Annotated in this window: 27 protein-coding genes and 1 tRNA gene; 5 read left to right on the top strand and 23 right to left on the bottom strand. The window is 61.1% G+C overall.

What is annotated here, in order from left to right:
• Positions 1 to 90: 90 nt before the first annotated feature.
• Positions 91 to 837, top strand: coding sequence for a 3-oxoacyl-ACP reductase family protein (locus BM019_RS09850; RefSeq protein WP_009042902.1), 747 nt, complete (start codon positions 91 to 93; stop codon positions 835 to 837).
• Positions 838 to 994: 157 nt separating this feature from the next.
• Here the strand turns inward: BM019_RS09850 and BM019_RS09845 are convergent, their stop codons facing one another.
• The 9 genes from BM019_RS09845 to BM019_RS09810 form a co-directional block, all read right to left on the bottom strand.
• Entirely contained in the window at positions 995 to 1,690 is a 696-nt protein-coding gene (locus tag BM019_RS09845) for an HAD-IA family hydrolase (protein WP_062823147.1), read from the bottom strand.
• A gap of 190 nt (positions 1,691 to 1,880) precedes the next feature.
• Entirely contained in the window at positions 1,881 to 2,057 is a 177-nt protein-coding gene (locus tag BM019_RS30995; protein WP_239691057.1) for a hypothetical protein, read from the bottom strand.
• A gap of 182 nt (positions 2,058 to 2,239) precedes the next feature.
• The gene (locus BM019_RS09835) at positions 2,240 to 2,428 is read right to left on the bottom strand and encodes a hypothetical protein (RefSeq protein WP_009042899.1); all 189 of its coding nucleotides are present in this window, start codon (positions 2,426 to 2,428) and stop codon (positions 2,240 to 2,242) included.
• Between the two features lie 42 nt (positions 2,429 to 2,470).
• Positions 2,471 to 2,629, bottom strand: a complete 159-nt coding sequence (locus BM019_RS30760) for a hypothetical protein (RefSeq protein ID WP_009042898.1) — start codon at positions 2,627 to 2,629, stop codon at positions 2,471 to 2,473.
• A 117-nt stretch (positions 2,630 to 2,746) separates the two neighbouring features.
• Positions 2,747 to 3,160 (bottom strand): hypothetical protein, encoded by a 414-nt coding sequence (locus BM019_RS09830; RefSeq protein WP_062823150.1) that lies wholly within the window; start codon positions 3,158 to 3,160, stop codon positions 2,747 to 2,749.
• A gap of 351 nt (positions 3,161 to 3,511) precedes the next feature.
• Entirely contained in the window at positions 3,512 to 3,700 is a 189-nt protein-coding gene (locus BM019_RS09825) for a hypothetical protein (RefSeq protein WP_007922997.1), read from the bottom strand.
• A gap of 226 nt (positions 3,701 to 3,926) precedes the next feature.
• Positions 3,927 to 4,298 carry a cupin domain-containing protein gene (locus BM019_RS09820; RefSeq protein WP_007922994.1) on the bottom strand — a complete coding sequence of 124 codons (372 nt, stop codon included), beginning with the start codon at positions 4,296 to 4,298 and terminating at the stop codon, positions 3,927 to 3,929.
• Between the two features lie 138 nt (positions 4,299 to 4,436).
• Positions 4,437 to 4,721 carry a hypothetical protein gene (locus BM019_RS09815; RefSeq protein WP_009042896.1) on the bottom strand — a complete coding sequence of 95 codons (285 nt, stop codon included), beginning with the start codon at positions 4,719 to 4,721 and terminating at the stop codon, positions 4,437 to 4,439.
• Between the two features lie 323 nt (positions 4,722 to 5,044).
• Positions 5,045 to 5,134 (bottom strand) — tRNA-Ser (locus BM019_RS09810).
• A 318-nt stretch (positions 5,135 to 5,452) separates the two neighbouring features.
• Between BM019_RS09810 and BM019_RS09805 the strand changes: the two genes are divergently transcribed.
• The 3 genes from BM019_RS09805 to BM019_RS09795 all read left to right on the top strand — a co-directional run bounded on the left by BM019_RS09805 (position 5,453) and on the right by BM019_RS09795 (position 8,183).
• Entirely contained in the window at positions 5,453 to 6,142 is a 690-nt protein-coding gene (locus tag BM019_RS09805) for a crotonase/enoyl-CoA hydratase family protein (RefSeq protein ID WP_009042893.1), read from the top strand.
• A gap of 214 nt (positions 6,143 to 6,356) precedes the next feature.
• A complete protein-coding gene (locus tag BM019_RS09800; RefSeq protein ID WP_053260240.1) occupies positions 6,357 to 7,079 on the top strand; it encodes a lysophospholipid acyltransferase family protein in 723 nt (240 codons plus the stop codon).
• Positions 7,080 to 7,211: 132 nt separating this feature from the next.
• A complete protein-coding gene (locus BM019_RS09795; protein ID WP_009042891.1) occupies positions 7,212 to 8,183 on the top strand; it encodes a magnesium and cobalt transport protein CorA in 972 nt (323 codons plus the stop codon).
• A gap of 81 nt (positions 8,184 to 8,264) precedes the next feature.
• On the opposite strand, the gene BM019_RS09790 is transcribed toward BM019_RS09795, so the two are convergent.
• The 3 genes from BM019_RS09790 to BM019_RS09780 all read right to left on the bottom strand — a co-directional run bounded on the left by BM019_RS09790 (position 8,265) and on the right by BM019_RS09780 (position 12,473).
• On the bottom strand, positions 8,265 to 8,993 hold the full coding sequence (locus tag BM019_RS09790) for an amidotransferase (protein WP_092418144.1): 729 nt from the start codon (positions 8,991 to 8,993) through the stop codon (positions 8,265 to 8,267).
• Positions 8,994 to 9,097: 104 nt separating this feature from the next.
• Positions 9,098 to 11,242 (bottom strand): 3-hydroxyacyl-CoA dehydrogenase NAD-binding domain-containing protein, encoded by a 2,145-nt coding sequence (locus tag BM019_RS09785; RefSeq protein WP_092418143.1) that lies wholly within the window; start codon positions 11,240 to 11,242, stop codon positions 9,098 to 9,100.
• Positions 11,243 to 11,267: 25 nt separating this feature from the next.
• Positions 11,268 to 12,473, bottom strand: coding sequence for an acetyl-CoA C-acetyltransferase (locus BM019_RS09780; RefSeq protein ID WP_092418142.1), 1,206 nt, complete (start codon positions 12,471 to 12,473; stop codon positions 11,268 to 11,270).
• Positions 12,474 to 13,160: 687 nt separating this feature from the next.
• Between BM019_RS09780 and BM019_RS09775 the strand changes: the two genes are divergently transcribed.
• Positions 13,161 to 13,973: a c-type cytochrome gene (locus tag BM019_RS09775; RefSeq protein ID WP_092418141.1), complete on the top strand. Its 813-nt coding sequence runs from the start codon at positions 13,161 to 13,163 to the stop codon at positions 13,971 to 13,973.
• 404 nt (positions 13,974 to 14,377) lie between these two features.
• On the opposite strand, the gene BM019_RS09770 is transcribed toward BM019_RS09775, so the two are convergent.
• From BM019_RS09770 to BM019_RS09720, 11 genes are all read right to left on the bottom strand, one after another.
• Complete coding sequence (locus BM019_RS09770) at positions 14,378 to 14,719, bottom strand: ribonuclease E inhibitor RraB (protein WP_009042886.1); 342 nt, start codon at positions 14,717 to 14,719, stop codon at positions 14,378 to 14,380.
• Positions 14,720 to 14,941: 222 nt separating this feature from the next.
• Entirely contained in the window at positions 14,942 to 15,199 is a 258-nt protein-coding gene (locus BM019_RS09765) for a hypothetical protein (protein ID WP_007928144.1), read from the bottom strand.
• Positions 15,200 to 15,312: 113 nt separating this feature from the next.
• Positions 15,313 to 15,921: an START domain-containing protein gene (locus BM019_RS09760; RefSeq protein WP_009042885.1), complete on the bottom strand. Its 609-nt coding sequence runs from the start codon at positions 15,919 to 15,921 to the stop codon at positions 15,313 to 15,315.
• A 43-nt stretch (positions 15,922 to 15,964) separates the two neighbouring features.
• Entirely contained in the window at positions 15,965 to 16,219 is a 255-nt protein-coding gene (locus BM019_RS09755) for a YkgJ family cysteine cluster protein (RefSeq protein WP_007928142.1), read from the bottom strand.
• 168 nt (positions 16,220 to 16,387) lie between these two features.
• The gene (locus tag BM019_RS09750) at positions 16,388 to 16,900 is read right to left on the bottom strand and encodes a translation initiation factor 2 (protein ID WP_092418140.1); all 513 of its coding nucleotides are present in this window, start codon (positions 16,898 to 16,900) and stop codon (positions 16,388 to 16,390) included.
• A 79-nt stretch (positions 16,901 to 16,979) separates the two neighbouring features.
• A complete protein-coding gene (locus BM019_RS09745; RefSeq protein WP_007928140.1) occupies positions 16,980 to 18,419 on the bottom strand; it encodes an aminotransferase-like domain-containing protein in 1,440 nt (479 codons plus the stop codon).
• 202 nt (positions 18,420 to 18,621) lie between these two features.
• Positions 18,622 to 19,434 (bottom strand): OmpA family protein, encoded by an 813-nt coding sequence (locus tag BM019_RS09740; protein ID WP_092418139.1) that lies wholly within the window; start codon positions 19,432 to 19,434, stop codon positions 18,622 to 18,624.
• On the bottom strand, positions 19,431 to 19,787 hold the full coding sequence (locus tag BM019_RS09735) for a DUF4398 domain-containing protein (protein ID WP_009042881.1): 357 nt from the start codon (positions 19,785 to 19,787) through the stop codon (positions 19,431 to 19,433). The genes BM019_RS09740 and BM019_RS09735 overlap by 4 nt, the downstream gene beginning before the upstream one ends.
• Positions 19,788 to 19,796: 9 nt before the next feature.
• Positions 19,797 to 20,618, bottom strand: a complete 822-nt coding sequence (locus tag BM019_RS09730; protein WP_092418138.1) for a substrate-binding periplasmic protein — start codon at positions 20,616 to 20,618, stop codon at positions 19,797 to 19,799.
• Between the two features lie 82 nt (positions 20,619 to 20,700).
• On the bottom strand, positions 20,701 to 21,630 hold the full coding sequence (locus BM019_RS09725) for an electron transfer flavoprotein subunit alpha/FixB family protein (protein WP_009042879.1): 930 nt from the start codon (positions 21,628 to 21,630) through the stop codon (positions 20,701 to 20,703).
• Positions 21,631 to 21,632: 2 nt separating this feature from the next.
• A complete protein-coding gene (locus tag BM019_RS09720; RefSeq protein WP_007928126.1) occupies positions 21,633 to 22,382 on the bottom strand; it encodes an electron transfer flavoprotein subunit beta/FixA family protein in 750 nt (249 codons plus the stop codon).
• Between the last annotated feature and the right edge of the window lie 316 nt (positions 22,383 to 22,698).

The following is a 22,698-nucleotide window of genomic DNA, read 5'->3' as shown; positions in this document are numbered from 1 at the left end:
GAGCGATTCCTATCTACACAGCACCTAATCCGAAGTCGATACTCGACTCCAACCACAAGGCAGCCCGCCTTGGACTTTTTGGAGAACGACATGACCACTCAATCCCTCAGCGGCAAAGTAGCCCTGGTTCAAGGCGGTTCCCGCGGCATCGGCGCGGCCATCGTGCAACGCCTGGCGGCCGAAGGCGCCGCCGTCGCCTTCACCTATGTCAGCTCTACCACCAAGGCCGAAGCCTTGCAGGACAGCATCACCGCCGCTGGCGGCAAGGCCCTGGCGATCCTCGCCGACAGCGCCGATGCCGCGGCCATCCGCCAGGCGGTCGAGAGCACGGTCGAAACCTTTGGTCGCCTGGACATCCTGGTCAACAACGCCGGCGTCCTGGCCATCGGCCCGCTGGAAGACTTCAAGCTGGAAGATTTCGACCGAACCCTGGCCATCAACATCCGCAGTGTGTTCGTCGCCACCCAGGAAGCGGCCCGGCATATGGGCGAAGGCTCGCGCATCATCAACATCGGCAGTACCAACGCCGAGCGCATGCCCTTTGCCGGTGGCGGCACCTATGCCATGAGCAAGTCGGCCCTGGTCGGCCTGACCAAAGGCCTGTCCCGCGACCTCGGCCCACGGGGCATCACCATCAACAATGTGCAGCCCGGCCCGGTCGACACCGACATGAACCCGGCCCACGGCGACTTCGCCGAAAGCCTGATCCCGCTGATGGCCATCGGGCGCTACGGCCACGCGGAAGAAATCGCCAGCTTCGTGGCTTACCTGGCAGGCCCGGAAGCGGGTTACATCACCGGCGCCAGTCTGACGATCGACGGCGGCTTCAGCGCCTGATTCTGTGCCCATGAAAAACGCCGGGCCACCCTCATCAGGTGGCCCGGCGTTTTTTTAGGAGCTGTCGCAGGCTGCGATCGATTCCGCAGAAGGCGCCGCACTTGAGAGCGCTGAAGCCCTGGCGGGCTTATCGCGGCCTGCGGCAGCGGCTACAGGTTCAGGACCACGCCAACTGCGGCAAACCACAGGCCGCCGGCTGGAACCCCTTCAGCGAACGCAGGATGGCATCGGCATGGGCGTACTTGGCGTCCGCCATCGCCGGGTCGGGAATGGCGATCGCGGTCATCCCCGCCGCCTTCGCCGCGGTGACACCAAAGGGCGAATCCTCGAACACCAGGCAATCCCCGGGCGCGACACCCAGGCGCCGCGCGGCGGTCAGGAAGATGTCCGGCGCCGGCTTGGCCGCGCCCACTTCCGGGTCGTCGGCGGTGACTATAGTGTCGAACAGCGCGAACCAGTCGCCGTGCAAGGTGGTTTTCTGGGCGAAAGACTGGCGCGAAGAACTGGTGCCCACGGCAATCGGCACGTTATTGGCCTTGAGGTGCTGCACCAGCTCCTGCGCGCCCGGCATCGCCAGCGCCCGGGGAAAGCGTTCGCGCATCAGCGGCTCGCGAATCACCAGGAACTCCTCGGGCGTGATCGGCAGATCCAGGGCTTGCACCACATAACGGGCCAGATCCGCGGCGCCACGACCGATGATGTTCTGCTTGATCGTCCAATCGAAGGTGCGGCCATAACGATCGGCGATGATCTGCGTCACCTCGGTGTAGATGCCTTCGGTGTCCAGCAGCAAACCGTCCATATCGAAAATCACGGCCTTGATCGGGCCGACGTCATTCAACTGTGCATTCATCGCATCTGATCCGTTAACAAAAAACATCCCGGGGAACGGCTCAGGTACGGCCAGTTTCTTGCCCGATTAAAGGGTTCAGCAGCATAGCCGCGGCAGATGACGGGGAGCAACCGCGGGTCAGCGTGCAGGCAGACAAAAGCCCGGACAGGCCGGGCTCGCTGGTCTCGACATCATGAGTGAACAAAGCACGCTAGCGTCCCGCCCGTCCGCTGCCGCCTCCTGGCCCCCCGGTGCCACCGCCCGCGCTGCCGGTCCCACCACCGGCACCGCCACCGCCCATGATGGAACCATTGACGCCAGTGGAGCCCATGCCGCCGCCCTGGCCGGAAGAGCCGCGCGATTTGTCGACCCGTGAACGGCTGTCCATGACACCCACACCATTCCCGCCCAGGGCTCCTGGTCGCAGCATGAGATCGTTGCCGGAACCACCCTCGAACGACCGCAGCGGAGGATTGGCCGGGGCTCGTCCGTCAGCGGACTCTGCCAGGCTGGAGAAACAGAAAATCGACACCAGGGCGACCAACACCAGGCTCAGCAGTTTTGCACGGCTCACGACGCGCCTCCCGGGGCGGTGCGCCGTTTGCCCCTGGCCGCCTTGCGCTGCGGCTCGGGTCGAGACAGCTCCTGTTCGGCGTTGGCATCCGGGAGGATCTGCTCGGGAGTCAGCGCATCCGTGGGGGAAGGCAGCGGATATTCGGGCGTGTCATCCCGGTCGATAGGTTTCGGATCATGCTTCATAGGCACCTCACACCGCTCATGCCGGCGTGCTGGAAGCAGACTTCACGGGCCCTTTTCCTCCGACTCGCCTGCCTCATCGTCATCGCTCAGCGGCACCAGGGCGTCATCCATCAACGAGCCCGGATCTTCATTGCCTGGATCGTTGACCAAGGGCACGCCCGAAGCGTCCTGTTCTTTCTTGCCTAGGGTTTCTGGAATCATGGCAAACCTCGTCGACACAGTGTGTCCATCATTGAATTCGAGGGACTGGAACGCTATTCGTTCCCATAAAAAAGCCCGGCACGAGGCCGGGCTTTTTTTTTGCGCACCGCAGCAGAATCAGTCGTGCTTGTGCTTGTGTTTATTCTTGTGCTTTCTGCCGCCGGAGTGATGGTCATCGTCACCCATGCTGCTGCCCAAAGCGCCACCGGCCGCGCCGCCCAGGCCTGCGCCGATGGTCGAGCCAGTGCTGCCGCCCAGCTTGTTGCCGATCACCGAACCGCCGGCCGAACCCAGGCCGCCACCGATGGCCGCTTCGGTCCGACTGCCCTTACGGGCACCGACCGCACTGCCGGCAGCGCCGCCAAGGCCCGCACCCACCGCGGCGCCCGTGCTGCCGCCAATCTGTTGTCCCACCACATTGCCCAGCGCGCCACCCAAACCGCCGCCGACCGCAGCAGTGCCATCACCGGCGGCCATCGCACCTTGAGCAGCCAGAAGCCCCAAAACCAGAGCAGGCAGTGTTAAACGCATGATGTAAACCTCGAAAAAGATGCTGGAGAGTCATTCTAAAGCGATGTCTGACTAAAGCTGAGCGGCGACAGCAGAACGCTGTGATCCTTTTAGTCACAGTCTTGGACCGTTTTTGCGCAAAGAGTTTTCAGCCAGGCAAAAAAAAGCCCGCTGGGGAGACGGGCTAATAGGATTTGCTTTAACGGATGAGTCGAGCCTACGCAGTCGTTTGTGAATAAAGTGTGAAAACCCCGCTACCCTGTGCAACGGATAAGACGAAAGGTCCAACTTCATTCAAATCAATCGCGGCGGCCCATTGTTCAGGTAACAAAAACCCCGCCCGGAAGCGGGGTCGTTCGGTATGTATGAAGGCTACCTTCTCTTAGGAAGCGCCGCTTTCGGGAAAAACTTTGTCTGGGTCACCCTGGGTAACGCACTGGCCCTGGTCTTGCCTACCGACGCCTTGGCCGGTGGCTCGCTGTCAAACGCTGCCTGACCGCAGCGCACCAGGTTGTTGATTGGGAACTCATCCCCGTTGTCCTCGATATAAGGATCGCTCATCTCCCTGCTCCCTCCAACAACCGATCGATACCGGCAAGCACCTGACTGCCTAGAAAATATCGACCGTCACGGCGTTTCAGACTAGCCGGTCATTTAAGGACTTGTAGTTCACAAGAGAAAAGACCGACGAATGGCCCAAGTTGGAGTTCTTCGTCCAAGGGTGTGGATCGTCGCTGAAAAAGGAACTGATGGCTTGCATCAGCTCCTTTTTCCGGGTGCATTTCGCCTAGACCTTACGAGCGTAGTTGCTGGCCCCGAACCAGTCGACCACCACCACGGTTTCATCCCCCACCACCCAGGCGTCGTGACCTTTAGGCAGGGAGGTGATATCACCCGGCCCGGCGATGATTTCGGTGCCGTCATCCATCAGGATCGCCAGCCTGCCGGCCACGTGATACTGAAAGTGCGGTGCCTGGCAACTCGGTGTCTGCGCCAGCGGTTTAATGTCGTTCGACCAGCGCCAGCCCGGCTTGAAAGTGAAGCGTCCCACTTCACACTGACCGATCTTCAGGATCTCTGCCTTGCCATTGGAAAACTCGCGGGTCTCATCCGGTTCGGAGAAGGATTTATGCTCGGTGACCTGTTCGTGCGTGGACATGATGGTGTCCTCGATTGAGTAGCTGCAAAGCCTGCCGACGCCGGCAACATCACCCCACGCCCGCAGACAACCAGCATCGCCCCACTCGATGCGCCTGACCATTCTAGACCTGAAAGCGTGGGGTGCCCGGGACAAACGCTAAACGTACGGCTGCCCATCAAAGCCCCGAGGCAGACGCTGCAATCCGGCCATGGCCGTCAGCCGTTGGGTCCAGGCTGCACGCCAGTCGCTTGCCGCGTGCTCTGCCTTGGCTTTGCGCGCCGCTCGACGTGCCGCATTGCGCTGATTCTTACGGGCTTCCTTGAACACCTCGGTATTGCGGCAACTGCGGCATTTGACCCGCGCCGGTTCGGTGCTGGATATGAGATTGGAACCTTTGTGGCCGCAGGCCAGATGCCCGGCGACCTTGAAGTGAATGACCATTGTGCGTCTCCTCGTAGCCATTACGGAGCACAGAAAACCGCACGCTGATGCCCGCCTGATATCGGCGGAAAGCCTCACCCTCAAGGTGACTTGACCGCCAGGCTTCGCAGGGGTAACAAAGCCAAAGACCACTCAAGTATCCAGCGTGATCGATACCTTGCTGGAGCAACCTTGGCTGTTGCGAACTCGTAATGGTTTTGACCATCGCGGGGAAACGGCGTTCAGCAAAGAAGCCGCTCGCCCACTGCCGCGATTAAGCAGCCCCAGAAAGCACAAAACCCCTGGTTTCTCGAGGAAACCAGGGGTTTTGCGTAGATCGAATATGGCGGTTGAGGAGGGATTCGAACCCTCGATACAGTTTCCTGTATACACACTTTCCAGGCGTGCTCCTTAAGCCACTCGGACACCCAACCGTGTCTCGTCAAACCGATTCAGTCTGTCGAGGCGCGCTAATGTAGTCGAAAGCTTTTCTGATGGCAAAGGTTTTTTTGAGAATTTTCATGCGCTTAAGACATTTCTTCGGATTGCGGCACTGCGCTGGCATCAGCGCCATGGCAAACCGGCCAATCTCTGGCCTGGCTGGCAGCTATATAAGAGGGCCGATCCGCGCCCCAGGTGGCCGGCTACGCTTGTCAGGCCAGAAAGGGCTGACTCACCAGTCAGTCACAGCGCTTTACCTGACCTGTGACCGTGAGTAACGTCTGCCCCACTTCAATACAAGGAATTGCGTCATGAGTGAGTTGATTTCTTACCACCTCGAAGACGGTATCGCGACCCTGACCTTGAGCAATGGCAAGGTCAATGCCATTTCCCCGGATGTGATTGCCGCCTTCAATGCCGCGCTGGACCAGGCCGTCACCGATCGCGCGGTGGTGATCATCACCGGGCAGCCCGGCATTCTGTCGGGTGGCTACGACCTGAAAGTGATGACCGCCGGCCCTAAAGAAGCCGTGAGCCTGGTGACCTCGGGGTCGACCCTGGCCCGTCGCCTGCTGTCGCACCCCTTCCCCGTCATCGTCGCCTGCCCTGGGCACGCCGTGGCCAAGGGCGCGTTCCTGCTGCTGTCCGCGGACTACCGCATCGGCGTCGAAGGCCCGTTCAGCATCGGCCTGAACGAAGTGCAGATCGGCATGACCATGCACCACGCCGGCATCGAGCTGGCCCGTGACCGCCTGCGCAAATCCGCGCTGCACCGCTCGGTGATCAATGGCGAGATGTTCGACCCGCAAGGCGCGGTGGATGCCGGCTTCCTCGATAAGGTGGTGAGCGTCGAGGAGCTGCAAGGCGCCGCCCTGGCCGCCGCACGTCAGTTGAAGAAGATCAACATGACCGCCCACAAGAACACCAAGCTGAAAGTGCGCAAGGCGCTGCTGGAAACCCTGGACAACGCGATCATCCTCGATCAGGAACACCTGGGCTAAAACCTGGGCCCACCGCCCACAGCCCGACCCGCGCGTCGGGCTTTTTTATGCCCGCACCGCGAGAAAGACTGGCGCGACGCTCTAGTTCGCCACTGAGCAAAGAGTCGGAAACATGCGCTTAAACATCGGCCATCTTCCCCTTCTATACAGGTAATTGCCGAAAACAGTGCACATCCGTACACTGCGCCACCTTTTGTCCCCGGTGGGCCTGTAGATGCTGTATCTGTTTCGTATGTTATTGATGGGCCTGCATTTTGTTGCAGCGGGAATTCTCGGCGTGGTGCTGGGGCTGTGCCGCCCGTTCAACCCGGATAACAGCCGCCTGTGCGCGCGTTTGTATGCCTTGCCAGCCATGTGCATCCTGCGCCTGCGGGTCAAGGCCGAAGTCGGGCCGCTGATGGACAAGCCCAAGAGCTGCGTGATCATCGCCAACCACCAGTCCAACTACGACCTCTTCGTGTTCGGCAACGTGGTGCCCCGGCGCACCGTGTGCATCGGTAAAAAGAGCCTGAAATGGGTGCCGCTGTTCGGCCAGTTGTTCTGGCTGGCGGGCAATGTGTTGATCGACCGTGGCAACGCGCACAAGGCGCGCCGCTCGATGTTGACCACCACCCACACCCTGCAACACAAGGACACCTCGATCTGGGTGTTCCCGGAAGGTACCCGCAACCTCGGCGAAGACCTGCTGCCGTTCAAGAAAGGCGCCTTCCAGATGGCCATCGCCGCCGGCGTGCCGATCGTCCCGGTGTGCGCCAGCAGCTACATCCGCCACATGCGCCTCAACCGCTGGCGCAGTGGCAGGATCCTGATCCGCTCGCTGCCGGCGATCCCCACCGCCGGGCTGAGCCTGGACGACATGCCGAGGCTGATCGAGCAATGCCGCGAACAGATGCGCGAGTGCATCGAGTCGATGGACCGCCAGCTACAGGCCGTCTGAAAAAAGCCCGCCGCGTGCGGGCTTTTTTATTGCCGGCGAACTCCGCCCAACAGGCATGACTCTGATCAGTCATGGGGCTAAGCTGCACGAAGTATCACTCCTCATTTCGATAAGAAGAAGCGAACAGGAACCATGGGTAGAGTTGTTGCCGCCGCTGTCTACAGCGCAGGTAGAAAAGTCACTGATATCACCCTCGACGAAGGGGCGGCCTGGGCTGCCAAACCCGGGCACTTCGTCTGGATCGGCCTCGAAGAACCCAACGCCCAGGAGCTGGCCAATCTGCAGCGCCAGTTCAACCTGCACGAACTGGCCATCGAAGACGCCCTGGAAAAACACAGCCGGCCGAAACTCGAAACCTTCGGCGACGCGCTGTTTATCGTCACCTACTCCCCGGTGCGCGAAGCCGGCAAGCTGGAGTTCATCGAAACCCATATCTTTGCCGGCAACGGCTACATCATCACTGCCCGCAATGGCCACTCCAAATCCTATGGGTTCGTGCGTCAGCGCTGCGAGGCACGACCGCTGCTGCTGGAGCACGGCGAGGACTTCGTGCTCTACGCGCTACTGGATTTCGTCACCGAGAACTACCAGCCGGTCAGCGAAGCGATCCATGCCGAGATCGACGAACTGGAGCACAGCGTGCTGTGCAGTTCGCTCAACGAGGGGGATATCCAGCACCTCCACAGCCTGCGTCGCGATGTGCTGCGCCTGCGCCGCTATGTAGCGCCCATGGTGGAGATCAGCGAAGAACTGCAGAAGCTCAGCTTCCCCTTTATCGACAAGAACATGCGCCCGTACTTTCGCGATGTGCAGATCCACGTCACCCGGCAGATGGAAGACCTGGCGACCTTGCGCGACATCGCCAGCCAGACCATCGAGATCGGCGTCCTGCTGGAGGCTTCGCGACAAAGCGTGGTGCAACGCAAGTTCGCCGCCTGGGCGGCGATCCTGGCGTTCCCGACCGCGGTGGCGGGGATCTACGGAATGAACTTCGACAACATGCCCGAGCTGAAGATGCACTACGGCTACTTCGGTGTGCTGGCGTTTCTGGTGCTGGGCTGTACGGGGTTGTGGGCGAGCTTCAAGCGCTCGGGGTGGCTCTGACAGCAGAGCCGGGCCGGACGCTCCTGCAAGGGCCTTGAGGCCATTGTAGAAGCGAGCCGGCTGGGCGATGCGGCTATGGATTCAAACCGATCCGGCCTGCGGCTTGTGCGCCACAAAACGCATCATCCACTCGGCAACGGTGTTGCCGTGATGATCCCGGTCCAGACTGGCGATGCCCTTTTGATAGACCTGTTCGCCCAGGTGCTGCTGGCGCAGGTCCAGCAAGGCCCGCGAATAGTCATGGATAAACTCCGGGTGGCCCTGGAAGCACAGCACCTGGTCATTGATGTGATAGGCCGCGAACGGGCAGAAATCGCTGGAAGCGATGACTGTGGCGTTTTCCGGCAAGGCCGTCACCTGGTCCTGATGGCTGATCAACAGCGTCAGCTCTTCCACCACAGGGCTCATCCACGGCGCCTTGGCCGCCAGTTTGTAGTTGTGGGTACCCACGCCCCAGCCCTGGGTCGCGCGTTCGCTCTTGCCGCCCAGCAGCAACGCCAGCAACTGATGGCCAAAGCAGATGCCCAGCAGTTTGTCACCGCGCTGATAGCGCTCCAGCAGGTAGGTCTTGAGGGTTTGAATCCAGGGATCGGTACCGAAGGAGTCGGCCTTGCTCCCCGTGACCAGGTAAGCGTCGAAGCTTTGGTCATCGCTCGGGTAGTGGCCCTGCATCACGTTGTAGACGGTAAATTCGGCAGCGATGGGCTGCTGTGAAAACAGGCGCTGAAACATCTGCCCGTAACCCTGATATTGATCGACCAATTCTGGACGCAGGATGTCGGTTTCCAGAATGCAGATGCGTAGCGACATAAAAAATACCTGACACGTGATGGGAATAATGAACACCCCAGAGCCTGCCTTGAAACGCCCGATCAAGGCAAGCCCCGCGATGCATCACTTCAGTCCCTTCAACCTCAGAACAACTGGCCCTTGGCGGCCTTCTCCAGCAGCAGCGCCGGCGGCGCGAAACGCTCGCCATATTGCTCGGCCAGGTACTGGGCCCGGGCGATAAAGTCCTTCAGGCCGTACTGGTTGATGAACTGCAAGGCCCCGCCGGTCCAGGCTGCGAAGCCGATACCGAAGATCGAACCGATATTGGCATCGGCCGTCGAACGCAACACGCCCTCCTCCACACAACGCACGGTTTCGATGGCCTGCACGAACAACAACCGGTCGCGCACGTCCTGCGGCGAAATCTGCCCATCGGCTTTCTCGAAGCGGGTTTTCAGCTGCGGCCACAAGTGCTTCTGCCCCCCGGCCGGGTAGTCGTAGAAACCACCGCCCGCCGCCTTGCCTGGGCGCTTGTATTCATTGAGCAGCAGGTCGATCACGGCGAAAGCCGGATGCTCCGGCAACGACTTGCCTTCGGCCTGCAAGTCCTTGGCGGTCTGTTGGCGGATATGGCTCAGCAGGCTCAGGGAAACCTCGTCGCAGATCGCCAGCGGGCCGATCGGCATACCCGCCTTGCGCGCCTCGGTCTCAATCATCGGCGCGGCCACCCCCTCACCGAGCATGGCGATACCTTCGTTGGTGAAGGTGCCGAACACCCGCGAAGTGAAAAAGCCGCGGCTGTCGTTGACCACGATCAGGGTCTTCTTGATCTGCTGGACGAAGTCGAAGCCGCGCGCCAGGGTTTCGTCGCTGGTCTGCTCGCCCTTGATGATTTCCACCAGGGGCATTTTTTCCACCGGGCTGAAGAAATGCAGGCCGATGAACTTGCCTTGATCCGGTACGGCCCTGGCCAGGCCGCTGATCGGCAAGGTCGAGGTGTTGGACGCAATCACCGCCTGTGCCCCCACCACCTGCTGCGCCGCCGCCGAGACCCTGGCCTTGAGCTCGCGATCCTCGAACACCGCCTCGATGATCAGGTCGCACCCGGCCAGGTCGGCGTCCTGCTCGGTGGTGCGGATCCGCGCCAGCGTGGCGTCACGCTGCTCGGCGCTCAACTGGCCACGGGCGACCTTCTTCTCCAGCAACGCCGCCGAATGGGCCTTGCCCTTCTCGGCCGCCGCCAGGCTGATGTCCTTGAGCACCACCTCGATGCCGGCCACGGCACTGACGTAAGCGATCCCGGCGCCCATCATCCCGGCACCCAGCACCCCGACCTTCCTGGTCACATAGGGCGCGAAGCCTTGGGGCCGGGAGCCACCGGCATTGATCTCGTTGAGCTGGAACCAGAAGGTGCCGATCATATTTTTCGCCACCTGGCCGGTGGTCAGCTCGGTGAAATAGCGGGCTTCGATCAACTGCGCGGTATCGAAATCGACCTGGGCGCCCTCCACTGCCGCACAGAGGATTTTCTCCGGCGCCGGCAGGCAGCCCTGGGTCTTGCTGCGCAGGATCGACGGCGCAATGGCCAGCATCTGCGCGACTTTCGGGTGCGACGGCGTGCCCCCGGGGATCTGGTAGCCGGCCACGTCCCAGCGCTGCTTGACCGCCGGGTTGGCGACAATCCACGCCCTGGCCTTGGCCAGCAGGTCGTCGCGGTCGCTGGCCAGTTGGTCGATCAGGCCGGCTTTCAGCGCCTGCTGCGGTCGGACCTTCTTGCCTTCCAGCAGATACGGCAGGGCTTTTTCCAGCCCCAGCAAACGCACCATGCGCACCACCCCGCCACCGCCCGGCAGCAGGCCGAGGGTCACTTCCGGCAGGCCGACCTGCAGCGACGAATCGTCCAGCGCCACCCGGTGATGGCAGGCCAGGCAGATCTCCCAGCCACCGCCCAGGGCCGCGCCGTTGATCGCCGCGACCACGGGCTTGCCCAGGGTTTCCAGGGCCCGCAGCTGGCCCTTGAGGGTCAGCACCATGTCATAGAAGGCCTGGGCTTCGGGCTTGCCGACCTTGATCAATTCATTGAGGTCGCCGCCGGCGAAGAAGGTCTTTTTCGCCGAAGTGACGATCACCCCGGCAATCGATTCCTGCTCGGCTTGCAGGCGGGCCACGCAGGCGGCCATGGCCTCGCGGTACACCGCGTTCATGGTGTTGGCGCTCTGGCCCGGCATGTCGATGGTCAGAACGACGATCTGGTCCTGGCCCTTTTCGTAACGGATGGCTTGGGTCATGAAAGTGTTTCCTTGAAGTCAGGGCTCAGAGGCGTTCGATGATGGTGGCGATACCCATGCCGCCGCCAACGCAGAGGGTCGCCAGGCCGTAACGCTGGCGCCGCGCTTCCAGCTCGTCGAGCAAGGTGCCGAGGATCGCGCAGCCGGTGGCGCCCAGCGGGTGGCCCATGGCGATGGAGCCGCCATTGACGTTGACCTTGCCAGGGTCGATGGCCATGTCCTTGATGAACTTCAGCACCACCGAGGCGAAAGCCTCGTTGACCTCGAACAGGTCGATGTCCTCGACCCGCAGCCCGGCCTTGGCCAGCGCCTTGCGGGTGGCCGGCGCCGGCCCGGTGAGCATGATGGTCGGGTCGGTGCCGGTGACCGCCGTGGCGACGATCCGCGCCCGTGGCTTGAGGCCCAGCGCCTGGCCCTTGGCTTCGGAACCGATCAGCATCAGCGCCGCGCCATCGACTATCCCTGAGCTGTTGCCCGGGGTGTGCACATGGTGGATGCGCTCGACATGGCTGTAGACCCGCAAGGCGGTGGCGTCGAAACCCATCTGGCCGATCATCTCGAAGCTGGGCTTGAGCTTGCCCAGGCCTTCGAGGGTGGAGTCGGCGCGTATGAACTCATCATGATCCAGCAGGACGATGCCGTTCTGGTCTTGCACCGGCACCAGGGACTTGCTGAAAGCCCCCGCCGCCCTGGCCCGCGCGGCCTTCTGCTGGGACTGCAGGGCAAAGCTGTCGACATCCTCACGGCTGAAACCTTCCAGGGTGGCGATCAGGTCCGCGCCTATGCCTTGCGGGGTGAAATGGCTGTGCATATTGGTTTGCGGGTCGAGCACCCAGGCACCGCCGTCGCTGCCCATGGGCACCCGCGACATCGACTCGACACCGCCAACCACCACCAGGTCCTCGAAGCCGGAGCGCACTTTCATCGCGCCCAGGTTCACCGCCTCGAGGCCCGAGGCGCAAAAGCGGTTGATCTGCACTCCGGCCACGCTGACGTCCCAGTCGGCGACCAGCGCTGCGGTCTTGGCGATGTCGGCCCCCTGGTCTCCAATCGGCGTCACGCAGCCGAGCACGATATCGTCGACCTGGCTGGTGTCGAGTCCGGTACGCCGCTGCAGGGCATCGAGCAACCCGGCCATCAGGTTCACCGGCTTGACGCTGTGCAGGGCGCCGTCAGCCTTGCCTTTGCCACGGGGGGTGCGTAATGCATCGAATATCAAAGCCTGGGTCATGACGTCCTCGAACCGCTGTGCAGATGAATGATGACAGGGCTCCTACTCTTGGCCCCGAGGGCCCCGGATTCAATGACCGATGCGCTCACTGACCTTGACGGTCACGCTCAGACGAACGGTAGTGAGCTAATGGATTCCGCCCGCCGCATAACGGAACTGTCTAGACAAAGGCCGGGCAAGAAGATGGCAATAAGCCTCATGCGTTTTTTAAAGCATCCGCCTATTAGCTGATATGAAATGGATCTAAGCCAAGGGTTACAAGGCCCCTAAGGTAGGAACTGTAGGCCGTAAATCGTTGCAGCCGGGTCTTGCCGGTGCACGTGTAAGAAAAGGGACACATCGCCTGACCAGAGTGAAGCGGCAGGCATGCATTTGATGTTCAGGAATAACAACAAAAGGCATTCAGCCATGTTCAAGCATTCGAAAGTCCGTCAAGCGGGGCTCATTCTGTTCGCAACCACCTTGCTTCTGATTTTGCCGAATCTCACCAAAGTGATCGGCTAGAGGCGTGGCCATCCCGTCACGCAATTGCATCTTTGTGCTCCGGTTCGCTACCGGGGCAGGCGCTTGTGTGCCACTCTTTCTGACGCCGCGGCCACGCTGAATCAGGGCGTCGTCGCGCTTATCAGAAAACTGGAGACAGGCCGTACGCGCTGCTCTCCTCCCCAGCGACGGAACAGCGATCAATTGAAATCTCTTATTCTCCTGTGCAGCGCCCTGCTGCTCACCACACCCATGCATGCCGCGCAGCTGACCCTGGAACTGGGGGCCGGCAGTCGCACCTGGCAGACCGAAGAACTGCTCAAGCACCCTCAGGCCCGGACCGTCACCGTCAAGGATGACGTGTCGTACAAACGCGACATGAGTTACCGCGCGGTGCCGATCTCGGCCCTGCTCACCGGCATCAAGGCTGATGACCATCTGCAGGCTGTCGCCCTGGACGGTTTCGCCGCCGAATTGCCCGCCGCCCCCCTGCTCAACCAAGACGGCGCCCAGGCCTGGCTGGCCATCGAAGACCCGGCCAAGCCCTGGCCACCCCTGGCAGAAGGCAAGCACAGCGCCGGACCTTTCTACCTGGTGTGGACCAACCCGCAGGCCAGTCATATCAGCCCCGAGCAATGGCCGTTCGAAGTGGCGAGCATCAAGCGCCTGGCGCCGGTGGCCGAGCGCTTCCCGGCCCTGCGCCCGGACCCCAAACTGGCGGCCGGCGACCCGGTGAACCAGGGCTTCGCCCTGTTCCAGAAGAACTGCCTGGCTTGTCATCGTCTCAACGGCGCCGGCGACTCGCAGTTCGGCCCGGACCTGAATGTCCCCTACAGCCCCACCGAGTATTTCGGGGCGGACTTCCTCAAGCGTTATATCCGTGACCCACAGAGCCTGCGCCGCTGGCCACAGGCGAAGATGCCGGCCTTCGCAAGCAGCGTATTGCCGGATGCCGAGCTGGAGTTGCTGGTGGGGTATCTGAAGCATATGGCGGGACGTAAACAGGCGGCGCAATAAAGCTGGCTGTGGGAGGGGTTCTCCAGGACGCCATCGCGGGTAAGCCTAACTCCTGCCGTCGAGCGCATTCCCCGGCAACCATTGCACTGCATGCAGTGCAATGGCTATCGACAGAATAGCCAGACTTGATTTCACCACCTGGGCAAAACTGCGCAGAATTCATTGCAACAGCGCAAACCACTTCAGCCTCCCAGACGCGCAGTCAATGCCTCCTTTCATGGCGCTAATGACAGCCGGCCCCGGAATGTCCCCGACCGGTTTCCTCTCCTACCGGTCTTCCCTTTTGGCCACCCTCAGCGGGTGGCCTTTTTTTGCCCGCTTTTTTTGTAGGAACCCGGGGGCAGAAACGAAATCGGCCGACCCGAAGGTCAGCCGATGCTGAGTCTTGACGCTATTCATATGCACTAAACGAGTCGCCCTCGAACCTCCTGCTTCACGCCCCAACCTTCAATGATCCCGCCCAGGGGCGCGACCACCGCTTCAAAGTCCTGCTCGAAATCGCCGATGCCGCCGTAGGTGGCGTACATCACCTTGCTCAGCTCCAAGTACCAGGCGCCGTCATCGCGCACGCTGACCTGGGCATTCAAGGATTCACCGCGGAACTGCCCTGCCGCCCTGCGTGCCCGCTCCTCGTCCGGGAAAATGGCGTAGAACTCGATGGGATGGAATCGTGAAAAGTCGAAACCGCCTTCTTTCATGCGGCGCAGCACGCTGCTGCTGATGTCTTCTTGATAGGCTGTGCTCATGAAACGTCCTCCTCAAACCGATGGATAGACTTTCCGTACTTCCTTGCCTGTCACCGCACGGTGCAGGCTTGCGGCGAGAAGATCGCCGCCAGGAAACAAGCATGTAGCTGACAAGACCAGACCTTAGCGATTCATTCGCTGATCTCGAATGCAGAGTAGCGCCAAGACGCAGGCGCTGCCAAGGTCTGGGTTAAAGCTCGGTGGGGCTTTGCGCATTAAAGATTAAATCGGCGTAATGCTGAGGATTTGAATGCTGTTCTGATCTTTCAGGCTCTTGAGCGTAGGGTCGTCGGTGCGTCCTTCCAGATCGTTGAGGTCAAGCTCGGCCGGAACCGGCAGAAGCTTTGCGCGAATCAATTGTGCCGCCTCCTCCATGCTGGGCTGCTGCTCACAGTCGAACTGCTCGACTGACTGGACACCATGATCGTCAACGAAAGTGACTTGCCACTTTTGCATCAGTGCCTCCTTGATGAAGCCCATGGATGGACTCACAAGATGTCGACCCTGAAGCACCAATGATCGTTCAAACCAAGGGCCCGGCGGTGCCATTAAAAAAGGCTGCCCTGGGGCAGCCTTTTCGCAACGGTCGGCGCTTACGGCTTCTCGGCGCGCGCCTTCAATGCCTTGAGGGTGTTGAACGGCGCATCCACGACAAACTTGTTGGCCAGCCAGGACGGCACGCTGCCGCCCGGTTCGGTGTGCACCTGATAGGTCACTTCGACCTGGTCCGCGCCCTTGGGCACGAACTTCCAGAAGCCTTCGACCTGGGCGACACGCACGAAACCTTTCTCCTCGGGAATGTAGGTCGGTACGCCTTCGAGCTTGCGGGTCAGGCTGCCATCGGCCGCTTCGCTGGTGGTGACGTGCAGCACCGAATCACGCGGAGTGACCGGCCATGGGGTATTGAACTGGGTGTAGGTCCAGCTCTGCTCGCCTTCGTGCTTGAGCAGTTTCTGCGACTTGCATTCGTGAATCCAAGCGCAGGCGCCCGTCACGTCGTCCTGCAAAGCGCGCAGCTTGGCCACGCTGGTTTTCATGGTGGTCACGCCCCGGTACGCCTTGTATTTGGAACCGGCCACTTCACTCAAGGAGACCTTGATGCCGTCTTCATCCTTGGCCGTTTGCCAATCTTCGGCGTGGGCGGTTGCCGAGAGTAGAACGGTCAACCCACAGAGCACAGCAATTCGATGCAGCGAACCCATTGTCTTATTCCTTATTGTTGAAGTTCCGTTCATTGAAAACACTTCACGCCGCCGTCACTTGCTCCCACCAGCCCAACAAGCGGATAGCCTCTTCCCGGCTGCCGCCGCAGACTTCGACATCGGCCTGGAACGCACCACAGACGGCGGGCCGTTCGGGTTGGCCGAACAAACCGCACAGCAGTTCGACAGAAAGATGGATGCAACGTTCTCCGGCCGGTTTGCCATTGGGCATTCCGGGAATCGGGGTACTGATGGAAGGGGCAATGCAACAGGCGCCACAGCCTTCACGGCAGTTCATGACGACAAGCTCCTCGCGACGGGCAAAGTATTGAAATGACGCGGACTAGAGTAACCGCTAAAACAGCCGTTTGAAATTGGCCGCCCACTGGTTTTTTACGTTCAGGCTCGCGTGACTGACCAATCTCCGACAAAGCGTCAGGGCTGCGGGTCACAGTAGGATGAGGGTTTACTGCTTGAACTCGAAATCCAGCGCCGCGCCTTCCACATCACGCCGTTCGTCATTGCGCAGCTGCAACTGCATTTCGTTGCTCAGCAAGCGGCCGTTGAGCTGGAACGGACTGTCGTCCTTGGGTTTCTCGCCGAACATCGGCGGCAGCAACGGGGTGCGCTTGGGCTGGTTGACCGAACCGATCGGCTGCAATTGCTTGACCATTTCCGGCGGCAGGCTCAGATCCACATTGGCCGAAGGCAAACGCGTCTTCACGATCTCACTGGCAGGCTTGGATTTGGAAGCGATCGGCGCGCGCCTTTTCTGTGCCTTGGGCTTGGGCTTGGCCTTGCTGGTCGCTGCCGCCTTCTTTATCGGCGCGGCTTTCTTGGCTGCCGCAGTTTTCTGCGATTTATTCGCGGTGGCGCTTGCCGCGACCTTTTCCTGGGCCGGAGCCGCCAGAACGCTGGCCATGCCGAAAGCACTCAATACACTGACCAATACCCAGGCAACAGGAAAAATCGCTTTCATAGAGAGACAACAGGATCGGCGGCAAAGAGCCATATGCTCGCCTGTTGACCGCGCGAAAACAAGCGCGGTAACCGATCCTTCAAAAACCGCCCGCGGCCTCCTGGCACAGTTGGCTGGCCAACATGCCCAAGGTCATCAGTGCCCGTTCGGCCTCGCGATTCCATGGGGTACCGCAGTTGAGGCGAATGCAGTGGTTGAACTGCTCGGTATTACTGAAGATCAGCCCCGGCGCGATACTGATGCCCTGCTGCAATGCCCGGACATGCAATTCCTGGGTATTGACCCGCCCCGGCAGGCTGACCCAGAGAATGAAACCGCCGTTCGGACGGGTAATCTGCGTGCCCTCCGGGAAGTACTGCTGCACCGCTAGCTGAAAGGCACTGAGGTTCTTGCGGTACTCCTGGCGGATAAAGCGCAGATGCCGGTCGTAACCGCCGTTCTCCAGGTAGGCCGCGACGCCCATCTGGGTGACGCTGCAGGCCGAATGAGTGCTGAAGGTCTGCAAGCGCTGGATTTCCTGCTGGAACTTGCCGGCGATCATCCAGCCGATGCGCACGCCGGGTGACAGGGTCTTGGAAAAGCTCGAGCAATAGATCACCCGATCCAGCCGGTCATAGGCTTTCAGCGCCTTGGTACGACCGACCTCGAACATCAGTTCGCCGTAGATATCGTCCTCGACCACCTGGATATCGAAATCCGAGGCCAGGCGCAGCAATTGTTTCTGCCGCTCTTCCGGCATGGTGCCGCCCAGTGGATTGCTCAAGCGCGTGGTCAGCACCAGGGCCTTGATCGACCATTGGTTGGCCGCCAGTTGCAGCGCTTCCAGGCTCATGCCGGTGGAAGGGTCGCTGGGAATCTCGATGACCTTGAGCCCCAGCAGGTCGGCCAGTTGCAGCAGGCCGTAGTAAGTCGGCGACTCCGCGGCGATCAGGTCGCCCGGGCGGGTCAGCACGCGCAACGACATCTGCAGGGCATCCACGCAGCCGTGGGTGATCACCACTTCGGAGGGGTCGACCACCACGCCAGCGTCGCGCATGCGAATCGCCACCTGTCGGCGCAACGGCTCGAAGCCGGGGCTGAACATATAGCTGAAGGCGCGCGGGCTATGGAAACGGGTGACCTTGGCCAGTTGCTGGTGCAACGCCCGCACCGGCAAGTAATCGACGCTCGGCACCGCGGCGCCCAGCGGAAACACGCCTTCACGGCGCGACTCCACCAACACCTGATGAATGATGCTGCTGCGCGTCACCAGGCCCGGCCGTTCGACCCGGGCGATGTCCGGGGTCGGCGCGGTCAGCGCCGGGGTCTGGTGCACGTAATAGCCCGACTGCGGACGGGCGCGGATCAGCCCCTGATCCTCGAGATTGGCGTAGGCCTGGAGCACCGTGGCATGGCTAACATTGAGCTGGGAACTCATCTTGCGTACCGAAGGTACGCGTTCCCCGGGCTGGTACACACCACGACGGATATCTTCAGCCAGCTGCTGAGCGATACGTTGATAAAGCAAGAGATTGGTCATGATGCTGCACTCGATTTCACCGGCATTTTATTCTTGTGGATGACGATACCGGAACAGTTCATAAGTGTACTGGGACAGTTGCCACAATAGTCGACCATACAGGGCAGTGTCAGCAAAAACTGTACTGTCTTGTGTGCCAATCGTCAGGCACAAAAAAACCCGGCTCCACGGGGGAAGCCGGGTTGTCTTGAGCCGCTGCGTCTTAGCGCGCGGCGCCCAACTGGCCTTTCTCGTCGGAGAAGACAATTTCTACCCGACGGTTCTGCGCCCGCCCACGTTCCGAGGCGTTGGCCTCGACCGGGTACTCATCGCCATAACCTTCGACCTGGACCCGTTTCTCCTCGACGCCCAGGTCCACCAGGATATCGGCCACGGCCTGGGCCCGGTCGCGGGACAGTTTCAGATTGCTCTGCTTGTCGCCGGTGTTGTCCGTGTAGCCCTCGATCCGCACCACACGCTTGGGGTTGAGCTGGAGAAACTGCACGACCTTGAGCACAGTGCGGTTGGCCGAGCTCTTCAGCTCCGCTTCGCCGGTGTCGAACAGCACATCGCCCAGGGTCATTACCAGCCCACGATCGGTCTGGGTCGTGGCCAGGTTGATGATCTGTTCTTCCAGCCACTTGCCCTGTTGCTGCACGCTCAGCAGCTTGGCCTCGCGCAGGGCCAGTTGCAGGCGCTGGCGTTCGAGTTCGAGCTTGGCCGCCTGCTCCTGGTTCAGTGCCTGGTTGGTGTGCTCGCGAGCGATTTCGCTGTAGCGCTGGCTGAGGTAGGCGTAGTGCACCACATCCGAACCGCTGCCCCAGTAGCTGGACAGGCGATCGGCCCGGGCCAGGGACTCACCGGCGCGGATCACATCCTTGGGCGCGATGCGCAGCACATTGGAATCTTCCTTGACCTTCTGGAAGTCCTCGCCGGCCTGTTCCAGCGCTGCTTCGCTGCGTTGCCCGGCGCAGCCGTAGAGGCCGGTGCAGGCGATCAACAGGGCGCTACCCAATACTCGAGTCAGACGAATCATTGGGCATCTCCCAACTGCTTGCGCAGACGAGTGATGCGAGTCTGGACGAGGTTCAGCTGTTCCTGGCTTTTCAGGGTCAGGACCCGCGCCTCGGCCAGGCGCGCATCCAGTTCCGCCTGCTCGGCACGCATGCGCGCGTGCTTGAACGACTCTTCCTGCATGTTACGTTGGGCACGGGCGAATTTGTCCTCGGCCAGTTTCATTTCCGGCACATCCTCTGCCGTGGCTCCCACGGCCTTGGCCTGGGCCAGGGTTTGTTCGGTCAGGCGCATTTGTTCATTCGGCGCCGGATCGGCTGCGCAACCCGCCAGAGCCAGGACGGCCAGGGCAGCGAAAAGAGGTCGAATACTCACTAGAAATCCCTACTGTTTGGGGGTGCTGACAGGTTGCTGCAACTGTGCCTTCCAACGCTCGAGATTGCGCTGCAGCACGGTTTCCGTCAGACCGGACGCGGGCAATTCTGTCATCTTTTTCGCCAACTGTCCGCGCAACCATGGGTCGTTGCAGGCGGAGTTGTGCGAGATGGCCAGGAACAGGCCAGGTTTGTCGGCAGGCTGCGGGAATGCCAGCAGATCGTTGGCCATGCCCAGCGACTGGGCCAGGGCCATGCCGGCGTAGCGTCCGGCCAGTACGTACTCCACCTCCCCCAGCAACAGTTTCTGGAATGCCTGGGTCAGATTCGGCATGCGGGTCAGGCTCAATTGCTCCTTGGCGAAGGCCTCGAAGGGCGGCGTCAGGCGCGCCCTTTCCGACAATGCGCCGGTATGCCCATGCAGGTCCGACGGCTGGCTGTAGCTCAACGTCGAGCCCTTGCGGGTCCAGACCAGGAAATCGTTCTCCAGCAGCGGCGGATGAATGTAGTCCAGCGCTTCCAGCTCACTCACCGTCAGCGGCGCGTCGGCCAGCATGTCCATGCGCCCGCTGCGCACTTCATCCAGGGCGGCGGAGCGTTTGCCGGCATACAACAACTCGACCTTGATCCCCAGTTCCTGCGCCACGTGTTGCAGCAGCTCGGCGCTGGCGCCAATCAGGTGGCTGGGGTCCTGCGGGTCGCGCCACAGATACGGCGGGGCATCCGGACTGCCGGTCACCACCAGGCGCTCGCATTTACCGGCGATCGACGACAACGGCATCAGTGTCAGCCCCAGCAGCACTGACAGGCCACCCAGGCGGCGCAGATCCATGGCGAAATTCTCCCACTCAAATCCCAGACAATAAAAAAGCCCGGCCAAAAGACCGGGCTCTCTTATAAGTGAAGCCGCTGGATTAGACCAGCTTCTCCAGCTCTGGTACGGCTTCGAACAAGTCCGCTACCAGGCCGTAATCGGCCACCTGGAAGATCGGCGCTTCTTCGTCCTTGTTGATCGCAACGATCACCTTGGAGTCTTTCATACCGGCCAGGTGCTGGATCGCGCCGGAAATACCGACGGCGATGTACAGCTGTGGCGCCACGATCTTGCCGGTCTGGCCGACCTGCATGTCGTTGGGTACGAAACCTGCGTCGACCGCGGCGCGCGAAGCACCCACGGCAGCGCCCAGCTTGTCGGCCAGAGCATACAGGTGTTTGAAGTTGTCGCCGTTCTGCATGCCGCGGCCGCCGGAAATGACGATCTTGGCAGCAGTCAGTTCAGGACGGTCGGACTTGGCCAGCTCTTCGCCGACGAAGCTCGACTTGCCGGCATCGTGAGCGGCAGCAACCGCTTCGACAGCGGCCGAACCGCCTTCGGCGGCAACCGGATCGAAACCGGTGGCGCGCACGGTGATGACCTTCACGGCGGCGTTCGATTGCACGGTAGCGATGGCGTTACCGGCATAGATCGGACGCTTGAAGGTGTCGGCGCTTTCTACCGAGATGATCTCGGAGATCTGGTCGACGTCCAGCTGCGCGGCAACGCGCGGCAGGATGTTTTTGCCGTTGGAAGTGGCGGCGGCCAGGATGTGGCTGTAGCCCTTGCCCAGCTCTGCAACCAGAGGGGCAACGTTTTCCGGCAACTGGTGCGCATAGGCTGCGTTGTCGGCGGACAGGACTTTGCTCACGCCAGCGATTTTCGCGGCGGCCTCAGCCACGGCGCCAGCGCCCTGGCCGGCGACCAGGACGTGGATGTCGCCGCCAATTTTGGCAGCGGCGGCAACGGTGTTCAGGGTGGCCGGAGCCAGCACCTTGTTGTCGTGTTCAGCGATTACCAAGATAGTCATGATCAGATTACCTTCGCTTCGTTTTTCAGTTTCTCGACCAGTTCAGCGACCGACTTGACCTTGATACCCGCGCTGCGTGCAGCCGGCGCTTCGACTTTCAGGGTCTTGTTGGTAGAGGCGGTGGAAACGCCCAAAGCATCAGGAGTCAGCACTTCAAGCGGCTTCTTCTTGGCTTTCATGATGTTTGGCAGAGACGCGTAGCGCGGCTCGTTCAAACGCAGGTCGGTGGTGACGATCGCTGGCAGGTTCAGCGAAACGGTTTGCAGGCCACCGTCGATTTCACGGGTCACGGCAACCTTGTCGCCCGACACTTCGACCTTGGAGGCGAAGGTGCCTTGAGCGTAGCCGCTCAGGGCTGCCAGCATCTGGCCGGTCTGGTTGTTGTCGCTGTCGATGGCTTGCTTGCCAAGGATTACCAGTTGAGGCTGTTCCTTGTCGACCACGGCCTTGAGCAGCTTGGCCACGGCCAGGGAGTTCAGTTCATCAGCGGACTCGACGAGGATGGCACGATCGGCACCCAGCGCCAGGGCGGTACGCAGTTGCTCTTGAGCAGTAGCGGGACCGATGGAGACGACGACGATTTCAGTCGCTACGCCTTTTTCTTTCAGGCGTACGGCTTCTTCCACTGCGATTTCGCAGAAAGGGTTCATCGACATCTTGACGTTGGCGAGGTCGACGCCGGAATTGTCCGCCTTGACGCGAACCTTGACGTTGTAATCGACAACGCGTTTGACAGCTACAAGAACCTTCATGGATTCCTCGTTACTCTCCGGTGAAAAGAAAGTCGCCTAGGCGAACCTGGCGGTTGATGCTCATCGGGCACAAGGGCACCTCTAAAAACGCTGGCATGGACTCTTGCAACAGCAGACAGATGACCTTGCTCACGGGATGATGACCGTTCGTCAGTAGCGACTGGCCGGTCATTCTTTATCGCGGCGTGTAAACTGCGCGTTGCGTCACCTTGTACTGCCTTCGCCCTGTCTTTAGAGGTGCTCTTGAAACCAACAGTCAGCCTACGGCGAGCGCAAAACCGACCGTATCTTGACCGGAACGCCTATTCTGGTCAAT

The sequence above is a fragment of the Pseudomonas sp. NFPP07 genome, assembly GCF_900115645.1.
GTDB classification, from domain to species: Bacteria; Pseudomonadota; Gammaproteobacteria; order Pseudomonadales; family Pseudomonadaceae; genus Aquipseudomonas; species Aquipseudomonas chlororaphis.
This window is presented reverse-complemented; position numbering and strand designations above follow the sequence as displayed.

Coding starts and splice junctions, on each gene's coding strand:
- BM019_RS09850 (WP_009042902.1), top strand. CDS start 91: ATGACCACTCAATCCCTCAGCGGCAAAGTAGCCCTGGTTCAAGGCGGT.
- BM019_RS09845 (WP_062823147.1), bottom strand. CDS start 1,690: ATGAATGCACAGTTGAATGACGTCGGCCCGATCAAGGCCGTGATTTTC.
- BM019_RS30995 (WP_239691057.1), bottom strand. CDS start 2,057: ATGGACAGCCGTTCACGGGTCGACAAATCGCGCGGCTCTTCCGGCCAG.
- BM019_RS09835 (WP_009042899.1), bottom strand. CDS start 2,428: ATGAAGCATGATCCGAAACCTATCGACCGGGATGACACGCCCGAATAT.
- BM019_RS30760 (WP_009042898.1), bottom strand. CDS start 2,629: ATGATTCCAGAAACCCTAGGCAAGAAAGAACAGGACGCTTCGGGCGTG.
- BM019_RS09830 (WP_062823150.1), bottom strand. CDS start 3,160: ATGCGTTTAACACTGCCTGCTCTGGTTTTGGGGCTTCTGGCTGCTCAA.
- BM019_RS09825 (WP_007922997.1), bottom strand. CDS start 3,700: ATGAGCGATCCTTATATCGAGGACAACGGGGATGAGTTCCCAATCAAC.
- BM019_RS09820 (WP_007922994.1), bottom strand. CDS start 4,298: ATGTCCACGCACGAACAGGTCACCGAGCATAAATCCTTCTCCGAACCG.
- BM019_RS09815 (WP_009042896.1), bottom strand. CDS start 4,721: ATGGTCATTCACTTCAAGGTCGCCGGGCATCTGGCCTGCGGCCACAAA.
- BM019_RS09805 (WP_009042893.1), top strand. CDS start 5,453: ATGAGTGAGTTGATTTCTTACCACCTCGAAGACGGTATCGCGACCCTG.
- BM019_RS09800 (WP_053260240.1), top strand. CDS start 6,357: ATGCTGTATCTGTTTCGTATGTTATTGATGGGCCTGCATTTTGTTGCA.
- BM019_RS09795 (WP_009042891.1), top strand. CDS start 7,212: ATGGGTAGAGTTGTTGCCGCCGCTGTCTACAGCGCAGGTAGAAAAGTC.
- BM019_RS09790 (WP_092418144.1), bottom strand. CDS start 8,993: ATGTCGCTACGCATCTGCATTCTGGAAACCGACATCCTGCGTCCAGAA.
- BM019_RS09785 (WP_092418143.1), bottom strand. CDS start 11,242: ATGACCCAAGCCATCCGTTACGAAAAGGGCCAGGACCAGATCGTCGTT.
- BM019_RS09780 (WP_092418142.1), bottom strand. CDS start 12,473: ATGACCCAGGCTTTGATATTCGATGCATTACGCACCCCCCGTGGCAAA.
- BM019_RS09770 (WP_009042886.1), bottom strand. CDS start 14,719: ATGAGCACAGCCTATCAAGAAGACATCAGCAGCAGCGTGCTGCGCCGC.
- BM019_RS09765 (WP_007928144.1), bottom strand. CDS start 15,199: ATGGGCTTCATCAAGGAGGCACTGATGCAAAAGTGGCAAGTCACTTTC.
- BM019_RS09760 (WP_009042885.1), bottom strand. CDS start 15,921: ATGGGTTCGCTGCATCGAATTGCTGTGCTCTGTGGGTTGACCGTTCTA.
- BM019_RS09755 (WP_007928142.1), bottom strand. CDS start 16,219: ATGAACTGCCGTGAAGGCTGTGGCGCCTGTTGCATTGCCCCTTCCATC.
- BM019_RS09750 (WP_092418140.1), bottom strand. CDS start 16,900: ATGAAAGCGATTTTTCCTGTTGCCTGGGTATTGGTCAGTGTATTGAGT.
- BM019_RS09745 (WP_007928140.1), bottom strand. CDS start 18,419: ATGACCAATCTCTTGCTTTATCAACGTATCGCTCAGCAGCTGGCTGAA.
- BM019_RS09740 (WP_092418139.1), bottom strand. CDS start 19,434: ATGATTCGTCTGACTCGAGTATTGGGTAGCGCCCTGTTGATCGCCTGC.
- BM019_RS09730 (WP_092418138.1), bottom strand. CDS start 20,618: ATGGATCTGCGCCGCCTGGGTGGCCTGTCAGTGCTGCTGGGGCTGACA.
- BM019_RS09725 (WP_009042879.1), bottom strand. CDS start 21,630: ATGACTATCTTGGTAATCGCTGAACACGACAACAAGGTGCTGGCTCCG.
- BM019_RS09720 (WP_007928126.1), bottom strand. CDS start 22,382: ATGAAGGTTCTTGTAGCTGTCAAACGCGTTGTCGATTACAACGTCAAG.